The organism is Advenella kashmirensis W13003 (assembly GCF_000506985.1).
In the GTDB taxonomy this organism is placed as follows: domain Bacteria; phylum Pseudomonadota; class Gammaproteobacteria; order Burkholderiales; family Burkholderiaceae_B; genus Advenella; species Advenella kashmirensis_A.
The window spans coordinates 338596-352687 of sequence record NZ_KI650979.1 but is presented as its reverse complement, the minus strand read 5'-3'; the positions used below and the strand labels follow the sequence as shown (position 1 = coordinate 352687).

Sequence of the window (14092 nt, the reverse complement as noted above, 5' to 3'; positions counted from 1 at the left end):
GGACAGGGCAGGGAATGAGGGCGATTAATAGATATCAGGAGCGAATATGACGATAGAAATAAGAAAGACAGTACTGACAGTAGAAAACATCTTCCACGATGGCGGTCCGGTGCTTGAAGCGCCCCTTCAGTGTGCGGTGGCCTTTGCTGTCGTAAAAAACCCATTTGCCGGACGCTATGAAGAAAATCTGATCGACTTCATGAAAGAACTGCGCACAGTGGGTTTTGACCTGGCAACGCGCCTGGCAGGCGCATTAGGCAAGGAAAATGTTCAATCTTACGGCAAGGCTGCGATTGTGGGGCTGAACGGGGAGGCTGAACATGGTGCTGTCTGGCACGAAGCGGGGGGCTGGGCGATGCGGGAAGTGCTGGGCAATCCAAAAGCCATGGTACCCGCGTCCCAGGTCACGGCGTCTGCGGGATTCAGACTGATCATGCCGCTTCATTATATTCACGCATCTTATGTGCGCAGCCATTTTAATTTGGTCGAAGTGGGTGCGGTAGATTCGCCGAAGCCTGATGAAATTCTGTTTGCGCTGGGCATGGCGACCGGACCGCGGCCTCATTCCAGGTTGGGTGGGTTGCTGATTGAAGATGTCGTTGGTGAGGATGGGCAGCGCTGAGCGAGCTGCCTTTTATCGCCCCGATGTTGATAATGGCACCGGGGTGTCCAAGTCAGAGGCGAAGACATTGGCCGCACAAGCGGTCGATGCCAATGCGCTTTGTTCGCCTATAACCTATTAAAAAATTTACCGATATGATCCAATTTTAAAAAAAATAGGAATGAATAATCGTGCCCAAACCGGCAAGTAATACTGCTAAAAGAGACGGCGTAAGGGGATTTTTAAACTTATACATCGCCCCAGTAATTAGATAGTGCAAAAATTGTGCCGCAAAGATAAATGCTACTGCCAATAAGAAAAAGTGTATCCACCTCATATCAATTCCTTACTTTAAAAAGTATCAGTAATTTCCACCGTCTTCACTGTCGTTGTTGCTATTGATCTTAGGCGTCTTTAGAACGCTTTGAAAAAGAACTCTTACATGAACTGGGGAAATATCAACGTCGCTCGGAGTATGAGAAGAGACGATGTAGTGTGCGTTATTTTCCCTTCGAGAACATAGTCCACAGCCGTTTTAAGTGGAATGGAAACAGGTTCGACAAAGTCATCTGTATCTGGCTTTTTAGGCAGGCGCTCAAGTTCCGTTGCGATAAAAAGATGATCTCTGGTGCGCACTAAAGTGGTAAATGGATCTGTCGGCCCAAGATAATGAAACTTTCCCGCCTTGAGCGCCGCTTCTTCTGCGAGCTCTCTCGAAGCGGCTTCATTGATCGATTCGTTTTCGTCTATGCCACCGCCAATGATTTCAATCATTTCCTTCTGCTGGGCGTACTTGTATTCCTTGCCAAGAATAACCTGACCGTCGGGAAAGACCGGAAGTATGGCCACGCCGTCTTTCATGTCCAGCAGGCCAAAAATACCATCAGTGCCGTCTGGCCGTATCACCTTGTCTTCAGTCACTTCTATCCACGGGTTCTTATATATCTGGGTGGTGGATTTAATCCGAAACTGTCCTTTTTTACGCATGGCAATTGAATCAAGAATGTTTTGAAATCGACTTCATCCTTCTGCGAAAGTCCTCATACGTTTGCAGATGGCGCGGGCAGGACTGTCACAAAGCGAAACGGCATCGTAGCTCGAAATTTATCGGTTGAAAATGATACGGATCAAGATTTTGACTTGACATCGGAGTCTGTGGCGGACTTTAACTAGTCTTGAATGGTGTTGGCGATACCGCTGTAGGCAGTTATCAAAATCTTCACGTTGTCCGGTGCATTGATGTAGATCAATGCGTTGATTTTTTCATTGCAATAGAATTTCTTTGGTTGAGTAAAAAAATTAAATTAAAAAATACATAGACACTCATAGAAAAGCGCCATAGTGCGATCAGCCGATGTAGAAATCTATCTGATGTATTTTTTTCGACAAATTTGCGATAAACCCATTGCATTTCACTGGTTCAAAAAAGTTATGTCTATCATCGACCTCAAGTCATATGTATCTCAGGGGTATTCTGGAATATGCGTGCCGGATTCGAGTGAGCTCAATCCGTATTTATCCATGCGTGATTTTAAACATCATGCTCAAACTGCTTTCTTTACGCTGCCTATAAGCGTACTTTCAAAAATTATTCAATTCAGATCCGACGGAAACACTGATGGATTTATTCTTATAAAAGGAATGCCTTGCGATGAAAAACTCATCAGAACACCAGAAAGGCATGAAGAAGTGCGTTCCCGACCGGCTTTTGTGTCGGAATATTGCCTTACGATGGTAGGGTCTCATTTAGGTGAGTTGTACGGTTTTATACAGGAAAGCGAGGGATCTCTATTCAATAATATTCGTCCCTTACCTCAGAGTGCTTCGGTTCAATCTTCTGAAAGTAGCGATGTTTTTTTAGAACTCCACACTGATATCGCCTTTCACGAATTTCGCCCCGATTTCCTTCTTTTGTATTGTTTACGTCAAGATCATCATCAGCAGGCAAAAACAGGCGTGGCTTGTGTTCGCAAAGCTTTGCACATGCTAAGCAAAGAAATCATTGACGAACTTAGAAAGCCGAATTTCTCTTTCGCTTATGATTTGTCATTTGGAAATTTTTTAGGAAAAAGCAATAAATTAAAAAATTGCCCAATCCTGGAAGGAGATTTGTCAGATCCATATATGACTTACGACTCGGATTTAATTACTCCATTAAATGAAAAGTCTTCATCCGCGCTTCGTGAACTCGACCTGGCTTTGCGATCTACTATGGAAACAGTAGTGTTAGAGCCTGGGGACTTAATTATTATAGATAATCGTCGCACATCGCACTCACGTACGAAATTTAAAGCATATTTTGATGGGTATGACAGGTGGCTTCAGCGAGTTTTTGTCAAGCAGGATATAGATGCAGTGAGAAAGCGGCTTCCTGATCAAGTGCCAGTTATACGAGAAATTATATAAGTGCAATAGTGAAACAATACACCCTATATCTCGCAACGATATTCCTGATTATCGTAACGCCAGGACCTTCCGCTCTGCTTGTCATTCAACATTCGGCAATGTTTGGAGCTAGAAAATGTCTATATAACGCCCTTGGAAGCATATGCGCCTCTTTCATTCTAATTGTTATTTCCCTGGCCGGGATAGCATTTTTTCTAAATGATATATGGATGACTGTACTATCGATTCTGGGTGCGATATTGCTCATCTATGTGGGGATATCAGGTTTTAAAAGTATCGAAATCAATAGGGCGGATATATATGAGCATAATAATCTCGCGCTATTCAAGGAGTCGTTCTTTACGGGAATAAGTAATCCGAAAGATATTATTTTCTTTATCACTCTTCTTCCTCAGTTTATAAATCAATCCATTCCTTATTTTGTGTCAGCGACATCATTGACGGTTGGTTGGGTCATCGTTGACTTCAGCATAATGATGGGGTACGCAATAATCGCCAACATCATTGCTAAGAAGCTGAATCAATCAGCAATTAACAAGATGCGCAAAGCAAGTGGCTTTTTGATAATAATAATTGGCCTCACTTTATTTATAAAAAATATTAATTATTTGATCGGCCTGTGAATGAAACCGCCATAAACACTCTTTTCTTTGGGAGATAATGAACATGTCTGTTGATTATTCAACTCTTAATCTTGAGCTATTGGATACTGTGGTCAGGTATACGCCGGTCTATGGTCCTCCCTCACAAATTAATGATGGTATAAGGCAGACCTTCTTGAAGTACCCTCGGCACAAGTTTATACACCGTTTTCGTCTTGTAAGTGAAATGTGGGAAACGTCCTTTCGTTCCAGTTCCGATGCGGAAGCGCTTGAACTTATCTATTCAAATCAGCCTCTTATGTATGTCGGGGAGAAGGGAGAAAGCTTGCAAGCTTCGAGCTCTGAACCTGCCTTCATTGTTCATCTCCTTTCGCTATTAGATATCCGTGCCGGAGATCGCGTCCTGGAAATAGGATGTGGAACAGGATGGCTCCTGGCAATGATGGCAGAACTATCCGGCATTGCAGCCAATGCGACCGGTGTTGAGATCATTCCGTCTCTGGCAGCTAAAGCTCGTTCAAACTTACAAGATGTTGGACTTGGTCAGGCTACCATCTTGCTTGCAGACGGTAACACCTGCCCCGTCAGAGAAGGTCAGTTTGACCGCATCATGTATACGGCGTCAACGTATAGATTCCCGCAATACCTATTTGACTTGTGCAAAATTGGAGGGCGGGTAATTATTCCTCTTCGCAATAAAGGATTAGCTGAAGAGGTGCAAATTTTGGTCCGTACTGAATGGGGATTTGAGTCTATAGATGCGCGGATTTGTAAGTTTGTGCAGATGATACAGACGTCTTCCGGCAACGATCTGTCGGGGATTAAACACGGTAACGATGCCTTACTCGACAAGATCCAACATGGTCATCAGCAGATTCTGGATATTCCGGGTGGTCCTCCTGGCGTTCTGGCCTTTTCATCCTTCATGTCCAAGACTCAATCGGATTATCTAGTGGTAGGCCTCAGCAATCATAAAATCGCGCCTAGCTTCAAAGCGGGTGTGTTCGGTGATCCATCGGCAATTGGGCAGTGTCTTCTTTCCGCTGATTGGTCGTCAGGCGCAGTCTGGAACGGGGGAAATTTACGCAGTTTTGGAGACGAGCGTTATAAACAAAACATGCTAAAAGGTTTTACTGATTGGGTAAATTATGGAGAACCTGTAGGCGCCCAGTTCAAACTAATGGTCACTCAATCTGGCGCGCAAGCACCTATCAATTCGACTGGACCCTTTTGGACTGAAAAACGAGGAGATACTAGTTTTACATGGGCGCTCCCAGTGTAATAAAAAGTGTAAGGAGCTTCCAAGTGACGACACTGATCAAATATTTAAAATATAAACGACGGGCGTGGCTCGCGCGCCGAGAGTGAATTCATCACCGTCCGGATTTTTCTTCAGTCAAGATTTCTGCAACTGCGGTAGCAGCAGGCCGAACCGGCATTCGCCGGATTTTTGTGGCCTTTCTCAACAATCTAAGGACGATCCGGCAGGGGCGGTAGTGTTGCCAAGATTATTGATAACCCGGAAATGAACAAGAAGTTTGAGCCTCAATGTGTCGAATTCGTATCCAGCACACCAGAGGCGTTGACCGCGCTTGTGCAGAAAGACAGTGCCAAGTGGCGCTCAATCATTGATGATGCGGGTATCGAGATCGAATAAAACAGCGCAGGTGGTTGTCTCGTCATTTTCCTAATCACTAGAGAACTCCTGGGTCTTCATCCTACTCGGGGGACAAGCGGTATTCATTGATCCCCCGCAAGTGCTTTCCAGATGCGTCGAAGAACGAGCAGATGCAATGTTTACCAAACCAGAATGCCTCAGATAGAAAGACCATAAGCCTGCATTGCAGCTGGCGTATATCGCAAACCGGCAACTGCTTGTGGGGCGAAAGCATCTTCAAGCAACGTTATTGTTTCCGGACTTAGTTTGACCGAGCATGCAGCCATATTCTCGTCCAGACGCGCTTTGCTGCGAGTACCCGGAATGGGCACGACATGATCACCATGCGCCAACACCCAAGCGAGAGCGACCTGCGCAGGAGTCAGGCCTTCGTTCCTGGCCGCCGTTGCCAGGACTTCGATCAACTGAAGATTCTGCTTCAGGTTATCCCCGGTGAATCGTGGCAGATTTCGACGGAAATCCGATGGTGCTAGTGTTTCAGGATTGAAGGAGGGAGCAGTCAACAATCCCCGGCAAATCGGCGAATATGCTACTAGTAAAATCCCGAGTTGTCGACATGCCTGATCGACTCCGTCAATTTCAATATGGCGAGTCATTAACGAGAATTCCGTCTGGATGGCTGCGATCCCATGTTTGTCATCCGTTGCCTTTCGCAGCGCGGCATCTGCACGACGAATGGTCTTCTCTGAAACCTCGCTCAGGCCGACTGCGCCGATATTTCTGGAATGCAAATGATCGGCCAGGGCTGACATGCTTTCTTCGATCCGTGCGCCATCATCCTCTACGCGATGCAAATAATAAAGATCGATCGGCGTTTCCAGGCGATCAAGGGATCGTTTAATGGCTACTTGCAGGTATTCAGGAGAGGTATCAATGCTTCGATGGCTGCTGTCATCGCCCTTTCGAACAATGCCTCCTTTGGTTGCAAGGATAATTTCCTTGCGTTTTGGATGATCCCGAAGCACGCTCCCAACCAGGGTTTCATTATGACCGTATCCGTAAACATCAGCCGTATCAAAAAAGCGCATTCCTTTGTCGACGGCATAATTGATTAAATCACTAGATTGGTTATCGTCTTTGTCGCCATAGAACTCAGACATTCCCATGCAGCCAAGGCCCATCATGGAAACTTCTATGCTGCCATTTCGGGCGCGACGAGTGGGGAGAGCGTTATTTTCATTAGGTACAGCATTATCGTTCATGTTTGACATAGATGCCTCTGTAAAGGTGTGGGTTAAGGACGAATAGCGCGGATCATAAGGTAAACGCCTGCCATTAACACAAGGGTGAGTGTGGCAAATGGCAACAGCGAGTGGGCTTGCATCAACGACGATACCCACATAATGGCTGCGGCAAGCAGCATGAGAGAGAATCCCAAAATGGAACTTGCAAGACCCGCAATATGGGGAAAAGCAGAAACTCCCATTGCCATCAGGTTCGGATACATGACTCCGCAGAAGAAGACAACTAGAGCAAAAGGGACAGCAAGCGTCCAAATGTTTAAGTCGATCAGTAGAGCAAGAACAAACTGTAACGTGGCCGCCACGACGCAAACCAGGGAAGCAATGGAGAATTTTCTTGCTGCTGTGACGGAGGCAGGCATGACACGATTCGACAGGACACCGAGGAAGTACACAAGGCCCATAGCCAGTGCGAGTACGCCGAAGGTGCTGGGGCTATAGTCCATCGCTTCCTGAACAACGAATGGGCCAACGAGGTTAAAGCACAAAATCACCCCGTAACAAAAGCCCATCGAGAGAAAAATGAGAATGAACCGAAAATTACTATAAATCTCACAAACGCCTGACGTAATCTTCGTCAGGCTAAACGGCACTAAATTTCGATTTGTTTCCTTCATGACAAACACAATAAGCAGCAGAAGAATGACGGCGTAGATTGCCAGGAAAATTAATGAATATTGCCATCCGATCGTTTCCTGCAAAGCCGCACCAATAACGGGCGCAATAATTGGCCCCATTCCCCATCCGACGACCATATAGGTGAGCACATTTCCAAGTTGAGGTGGCTTGAACATATCGGTTGCAATTGCCCGCATCAAGACGGATGCGCATGTAATACCGAAGCCTTGAATCAGACGGCCTACTATAAAAATGTTTATGTTTGCTGCGGTAATGGCTATTAGGGAGCCAGCCAGGAATAGTATTAGTCCTAATATCAAAGATCGACGACGTCCTATGCTGTCGGAAAGGGGGCCATAGAAAAGTTGCCCGATTGAAAAGGCAGCAAGATAGAGTGAAACACTCAATTGAACGAACTCGCGAGTGGATGCGAACTCTTTGGTGATGAGAGGGAGTGACGGGGTGAAAATGTCGATTCCCATCTGACCAATCGGCGCCAAGGCGACGATGAGAAAGGCGTAAAAGTGATCAGATCCTTTTGCTCTGATGTTTTGAGTCTCGGTAGTCGATATATCAGTCATTGCAGAATTTTCCAGTTTCTTGCGGTAGCGTAATCGCCTGCTGCTACTGGATAAGTTTATTTGCCGATAAGCCAAATTTCTATGGCTATCTTTCGCACACCCTTTTTCATTTTTGAAAATCGCTAAAATATCTGGGCGTATTGGCAATCAAATGACACTGAATACGGCATGCGAACAATCAATTGGGACAATATAAAGTGTTTTATTACAACAGCTCGCGCTGGATCGCTAACGGCTGGGGCAAATGCATTGCGCATGAGTCCGGCCACGCTGTCAAGAAGACTGGCGAACCTTGAGTTTGAACTTGGTCAATTGCTTTTTGCCCGTAGCCCTACTGGCTATGCCCTGACCAAGGAGGGGAGGGTGCTTCTGGAGTCTTGCACTTCGATTGAAAATGGGTTTAGCGCGCTGTCCTCGTCACTTGAGGCCGCTGCGGAAGAACCAACGGGCACGGTTCGCGTTGCAACAAGTGAGAATATTGCGAACCTGATCCTGTTGCCACGTCTGCCAAATTTCCTGGCGCGTTACCCGCTGATTAATATTGATTTTCAGACGGATGTTCAACCTGTCCCACTGCATGCGCGTGAAGCTGATCTAGCTGTTCGGGTTTCTATGCCTGAGCGTGGGCCTTTCAAGGTTCGGACTTTAGGAACCCTTCGGCATGCGCTTTATCTTTCGGGAGAGATCATCTCGGACGGACAGGAAATTAATCTTGGAGTTATCGGGTGGTCGGAAAACTGTCAATCGTTGCCAATCGCCAGGGCTGCTATGGCCCATCGTTATTGGCGCGAATCCAGTGTCCGGGTAAGCTCACTGAAGGGACAGGTTGCTGCGGCTCAAGCTGGGCTTGGCTATGCTTACTTACCGTGTTTGGTTGGTGACCACACGCCAGGACTCGTTCGAATTGATGGACCTGAAAATTATCTTAGCCAGGATATCTATCTCATATTGCACGATGATAGTATTGAGGTGCCGAGAATTCGAGCAGTAGCGAATTTTATTAGGGACAGTTTGCATGAAACGAAAGATATGCTGGCGGGATCGATTATCGGAATGGGTAGTGATGCGTAATCATTCGGTGTATCCCGAACTGACTGAACAACCGAGACTATGATTTCAAGATCTGTGTGGAAAAAAGTGCTACTTGTCCATTATTGCTCACGAGTGATTTCACGCGTTGATTCTCCTGATTAATTCAGGGTACAAACTCGGTCACCTACAGCCGTAAGTGCTTAATTTCCCTTTCGATGTATTCAATGTCTTACATGTGAATACAGTCTAACGATTATTGAGTTAAGCCGACTGTGTTGTCGGCTATCAGCCCGGGTGAATGCTACTCTTCTGGAGCTAGCCGGGTGCTCGACAAATTTGGCGATAGCAGGTAACATTGTATCGGCGGTATGTAAGTCCTCCAGTACTAATAATTAGAGAACTGCTACAACAGCACATTGCATTTAATTCGCTGATGCGGACTGCCCCTTCCAGGTCCTCGTCGCTGACAGGAGTCTTTGGGTTGGGTATAGGAAACAGCGGCTCGAAAGAACGCCCCAGTAGATAACGCTTAATCTTGTCATCGTAGACAATGATTTGAGGGGCTAGATCTTTGTAGAGTACGAAATCACGTGAGGCCACCGCCGAGGCAATGCCGAAGCGCTGCATCAGGCCTGGCCGGCGTATTTCACCTAGGAAGCGGAGCCGCAGCTCAACATACTTGAGCTGGTTTTTTTGAGACTGCGATAGACTACCCAAAGGGTACTGATGCATAAAGCTACCAAGGGCGGAATAAATTTGGCAAATTTATCGGTTTAGGTAGCTTATGTCTTCAAAATGATGTGGTTTTTATTAAAAAGGTAACATTTTTCTATTCAAATGGATCATCAGGTACGGCTAACCTGTCACCGATTGTTGATAAGAAGGCAGGACGCGTTGCTGCTTCGGGAGGTGCGGGGGATTACCGCACTTATTACCGCGATTTATGTAGCGATTAAGGAGGCTGCAGGGCAAGTTTTGTAATGGCTCGTTGGTAGAGTGGCAGCCGAGGGCAAAGGAAAATAGTGAAAAGCAAAGTCGGGATGACATGGTCACTCTACAATAGAATCACATTGATTTTGTCTATGTTGCTTAGTAAGTTCTGCTTTCGGGCTTGAGTCTACCGATAGCAACGGGCGAGCGAGGGCGATAGATCTGGCTGTACGGGATCATAGAAACTCCAAAAGTAAAGCGGATTGAGGTAGCAACTACGCCAACGGCAAGCGTGTGGTGAGCTATCGATGCGTGTGAATTTGTGGTGACCAACGTGGCAGCAACAACGTCAAAATGAGGTATATCTCAGGGAATTGTGGATAATCCCTATGCTTCGCGGCTTTAATAATTGAGCGATATGGCTAAAATTAGTCACATTTAGATAAATTATGTTCTACTTGGCAAGAGAACCGATCCGATTCTCGAATCTATGTGCGATATGCATGATGGCGATGGAAGGGCGCTGGCAAGTATTTTTGGCGAACGTGTTGTGGCGCCTAGATATCTTTCCGAAATTGCGCCTCCTGCGGTCATTAATAAGAGCAATGGGCTATCAATGAATTTTTTTTGTTCGGAAGTGGTTAGGGGCTAAACCAATGGCACTGAGTGAACCTCACTCGCTTGGTGCTGTGAGTGCAGGGATTGTGTCTAATAATGGCCTCACTGAGGCATGGCGAATCCTGCAACAAGAAAATTAGAGAGATGGGCAGTCTTGTTTGGCGTTTGAGCTGTCTTTTTTGACTGTTGCAGTTACCGGTCTATTGAGTTGTAAACGTTTCTGAAATGCATGTGTTGGGTGTGCAACCAGTTTCCGCTATGGAAAAGAGAGAATTCAAAGAGAGAAAAATGGAAAACATAAAAATCTTCATTTCCTACAGCTGGGATAGTTTAGAGCATAGGGCGTGGGTCAAGAAGTTGGCAGATACTTTGGAGGAAATCGAAGAGATTTCGGTCGCTTGGGATGGTTATGACCTAGATAGCCTAGTCGACAAAAATTATTTTATGGAAGCTGGTATCCATGACGCAGATTACGTGCTGGTGGTGGCCACAACTAAGTACAAGGAGAAGGCCGACGACCGTATAAACGGCGTAGGGCTTGAAACCTTTCTAGCAAGCGCTGTGCATTGGGAAGGGATGGTGCGGGAAAAACGAAGCAAGCTGATCGTTATGCAGCGAGAGCAGGATTCCACACCACGCTATTTGAAAGGCCACTTTCGTCTTGACTTTACGGATGATGCACTCTTTCCCAAGAGTATTGAAGAACTGCTTTCCTTGTTGCGAGGCCGCGCCACGGCACAACGTCCCAAGAAGCGTCGCAGTCTCACTACCCTCAGTGAGGTGGCCTATGACTTCACCAGGGTCGAAGAACTCATCCAAGTCAATCACCCCAACCGCCGAGCGCTGGTTACCGGAGCCGCTGGCACTGATTTCTCCGGTAATCACCGGGTGAAATACGAGCTGTGGGAAACAAAGTCTCCGGCTGTAGGCTACTTTCTTGCACTGCATCCGAGTGGCAACATCAAGCAGAGTGCTCAGCATGCGGCGCAGCAACTGTTGAAGGCCGAGATTCGTCCGGGCGATATTACTGTCCTGCGACCGCGCGTTGGTCGGCCAGAGCAAGATCTCATCGCACGTACCTTCAATGAGGTAGGGCTCTCGACACGGGTCCACGAATGCACTTACAAAGAGTACATCTGGGACTATTGCATTGATGCTTCGCTCAAGCAAATTGACCAGCCGAGCCCAATTGAAAACTACACTAACCAAGCACTGACCTACATCAGCAATGAAAATGGAGAGTCTATTCGCGTAGAGCCTGCACTGGACCACGTGGTCGAGGCTTTACAAAAGCCCTCGAAGGTAGCTGCCCACTTGATCGTGGCTCCAGGAGGAATGGGAAAGACGTCTCTTTGTTTATCTGTGGCCCAGAGACTACATTTTCGAGAAGATCTTCGTTCTTCGGTAGTCCTCATACAAGCCGAGTCAATAAAAAAATATGTTGCTGAGCGCGGCCTCGCTCAATCTCGCGTGGAGAGTATCTACGATATCTATGAACTATATGCCAAGTACCAAGGACACGGAAAACTCTTTGAACGGTCGACGTTTGATTTAGCTGTCGTTTGCGGCAACCTCTCTGTTATCATTGATGGTTTAGATGAATTGACCTCACTCTTTCAGGAGAGATTCGATGTTGGCGCATTCTTGGAGTCTCTAAAACATCTGCATGATCAACTTGGTAGCTCTAACGTTTTGCTAACCACTCGTAATCATGTCATCGCGGATGACATTCGATTGGAGTCGCTTGCGATTGAGCGTTACGAACTATTGGGTTTTGACACTGAAAGCTGTCGAAGTTACGTTAACCGTCGCCTTGCGAGCTATACCTCTGCGGAATCTATGGCCGAAAAAGTTATGTCGCAAATCGCGAAGATCCGTATTCGCGATGACGAAGGGCGTATCATCCCTTTCCTTGCCGATATCTCAACGACTGTAGTTGAAGATGAATTGCGAGACGGTCGAACGGATGATCTCGATGTGTCAGATGATTTGACCCCGTATCCATCGAATAACGACCTTACCGACCACATAATTTATTCTGTCTTGCGTCGCGAGAAAACAAGGCATGAAGTAGAAATTCCAGAAGCCGAGGTGGTTGAACTTATCTCGGAGCTCGTAATCGACTTTGGAAAACGTTGGCCAGCTTCGCAGATGTTCGAGCGGCTCAACATTTTATACGAAGCTCGTGCGAGTTCGATTGCCTCCAAACTCCAATTGAATCCGCTGCTAGTGGTAAAAGGGGACGACATCGAGCTGCGTTATTCGTTCTTGAGTTCGTACCTCGAGGTGCTTCTCATGCTTCGTGGACTCATGCACACGAGCCTTGAAAAAAGCACTATTCTCGCATTTTCGCGGTTAATACCAGACAACGAGGAGGGGGAGGATCTCAAGCGCTTCTTCAGGACGAACCTCTTAGGGGTCGAAAAAGCCCTCGCTGCAATAATACCGAAGCTTCGTGACGAAGCGGTATCGGAATCGTCGTCAAAAAGCACTAGAGTAGATAGCGAACGGGCGAAGGCTGCGATCGCAGGTTTGCTGCACGTTTACTTTGCGATCCACAAACTACCAGTTCAGGAGACGACGGAAAAGCTCCTTTCCTTCTACGGTCTATGCGGTTACGAAGAATGTCAGCGTACGCTGAATGGCCTTTATATTAAAGGCTCGTTTCCAACGTTGGACTTCTCGAATCTGATTGTCACGCGGTCGAGATTTCATGGGTATCGAAATCTGATGGCTTGTCGATTTAGCAAAACAAAGTTCATGTACTCGACCTTCGAAGACTGCGCAGATATCGCGATCAAAAATACGCAGCTCGAACCGTCGATGATTGACATCACTTGCGATCCAGGGGATTTGCAGGAAGCCTTCGTTGTCACACAAGGGAGCAAAGCCGAAGAAAAGGCAATGATCCATAGTGAGATATCTCGCTTCCTCCGTTCTTTTTTCCGCGGTGACCATTTCATTGACAATAAACGACAGTTCATCAAGTTCTCAAACAAGGTTCCAGGCCTTGCTGCAGATAAGTTTGATCGGCTACTGGCTGCAGGGTACTTTCTGCACACTAAGGCAAAGACAGTCGCTGATTTCTACGAGATTTCACCTGCTTTTAAGCCGAGCGTTCGTAAGTTTGTGAGCGACGGTTATCCTGATGCAAAGTTGAAGCGTTTCATAGCGGAGGTAAGTTGATCTTCAGGAAAGCGTCGGAGGAGGTTGCTCTTGGCTGTGCCCGTCGCTCGCTAACCATGTTGGCTCTCGCACACCTGAACGATGAGTCAAATAAGGTGCTTGGCTACATCTTCCCTAGTTGAGGTAAGAAGTTTGTGGTTGTACACCTTTTTCACGAGAAAATAGAAATGCAAATAGCCAGCTTGAAAATTGACAATTTTCAAGGAATGAAAACGGGTTTTGTGCGGTCCGGCAAACACGCTGTCTTGGTGGGGGGGCAACAATACGGGCAAGACAACTCTGATTGAAGCGTTGACACTTGTCTTAGGTAGAGACCATTTAGTCCGCGAGCTGACCGAACATGATTTTTTTGGGTCCAATCCTACTCCGGTAGACAGAATCATAGCCATGGCTACAGTCATCGACTATCCCCGCAGCACGGCAGGGCAGTGGGTTGGGTAGATATGCAAGGGCCTTTTGCTGCTGGAACTAGGTCGTACACCGCCTAGGCTCTCGAACAATGCATGGTGGCAGACCACAAGTGTGCTGGCAAACCTGATCCACCGCCATCGGCTGTAGCCCACCGTAGCCGTAAAGGCATAAGGGGATGGCTACCGCTG

General features: G+C 46.8%; 10 protein-coding genes and 1 pseudogene. 7 read left to right on the top strand and 4 right to left on the bottom strand.

Going from position 1 to position 14092, the window contains the following annotated elements; all coding sequences use genetic code 11:
- Window positions 1–46: 46 nt before the first annotated feature.
- The gene (locus tag W822_RS25800; RefSeq protein WP_024003396.1) at window positions 47–622 is read left to right on the top strand and encodes an amino acid synthesis family protein; all 576 of its coding nucleotides are present in this window, start codon (window positions 47–49) and stop codon (window positions 620–622) included.
- Between the two features lie 417 nt (window positions 623–1039).
- On the opposite strand, the gene W822_RS25795 is transcribed toward W822_RS25800, so the two are convergent.
- Window positions 1040–1588 (bottom strand): NUDIX hydrolase, encoded by a 549-nt coding sequence (locus tag W822_RS25795; RefSeq protein WP_024003394.1) that lies wholly within the window; start codon window positions 1586–1588, stop codon window positions 1040–1042.
- A 444-nt stretch (window positions 1589–2032) separates the two neighbouring features.
- Between W822_RS25795 and W822_RS25790 the strand changes: the two genes are divergently transcribed.
- The 4 genes from W822_RS25790 (at window position 2033) to W822_RS46730 (ending at window position 5266) form a co-directional block, all read left to right on the top strand.
- Window positions 2033–3007, top strand: a complete 975-nt coding sequence (locus tag W822_RS25790) for a TauD/TfdA family dioxygenase (protein WP_172642756.1) — start codon at window positions 2033–2035, stop codon at window positions 3005–3007.
- Window positions 3008–3015: 8 nt separating this feature from the next.
- Complete coding sequence (locus tag W822_RS0123100; protein WP_172642755.1) at window positions 3016–3630, top strand: LysE family translocator; 615 nt, start codon at window positions 3016–3018, stop codon at window positions 3628–3630.
- 43 nt (window positions 3631–3673) lie between these two features.
- Window positions 3674–4891 carry a protein-L-isoaspartate O-methyltransferase family protein gene (locus tag W822_RS25785; protein ID WP_172642754.1) on the top strand — a complete coding sequence of 406 codons (1218 nt, stop codon included), beginning with the start codon at window positions 3674–3676 and terminating at the stop codon, window positions 4889–4891.
- Window positions 4892–5134: 243 nt separating this feature from the next.
- Window positions 5135–5266 carry a hypothetical protein gene (locus tag W822_RS46730; protein ID WP_024003390.1) on the top strand — a complete coding sequence of 44 codons (132 nt, stop codon included), beginning with the start codon at window positions 5135–5137 and terminating at the stop codon, window positions 5264–5266.
- Window positions 5267–5424: 158 nt separating this feature from the next.
- Here the strand turns inward: W822_RS46730 and W822_RS25780 are convergent, their stop codons facing one another.
- Window positions 5425–6489 (bottom strand): aldo/keto reductase, encoded by a 1065-nt coding sequence (locus tag W822_RS25780; protein ID WP_024003389.1) that lies wholly within the window; start codon window positions 6487–6489, stop codon window positions 5425–5427.
- 32 nt (window positions 6490–6521) lie between these two features.
- On the bottom strand, window positions 6522–7727 hold the full coding sequence (locus W822_RS25775; RefSeq protein WP_024003388.1) for a multidrug effflux MFS transporter: 1206 nt from the start codon (window positions 7725–7727) through the stop codon (window positions 6522–6524).
- A 168-nt stretch (window positions 7728–7895) separates the two neighbouring features.
- Between W822_RS25775 and W822_RS25770 the strand changes: the two genes are divergently transcribed.
- Entirely contained in the window at window positions 7896–8798 is a 903-nt protein-coding gene (locus tag W822_RS25770; RefSeq protein ID WP_081724249.1) for a LysR family transcriptional regulator, read from the top strand.
- A 1767-nt stretch (window positions 8799–10565) separates the two neighbouring features.
- Entirely contained in the window at window positions 10566–13493 is a 2928-nt protein-coding gene (locus tag W822_RS25765; protein ID WP_024003386.1) for a TIR domain-containing protein, read from the top strand.
- A gap of 476 nt (window positions 13494–13969) precedes the next feature.
- Here the strand turns inward: W822_RS25765 and W822_RS46285 are convergent.
- Window positions 13970–14074, bottom strand: a pseudogene (locus W822_RS46285) (IS21 family transposase); the annotation flags it as partial.
- Window positions 14075–14092: the final 18 nt, after the last annotated feature.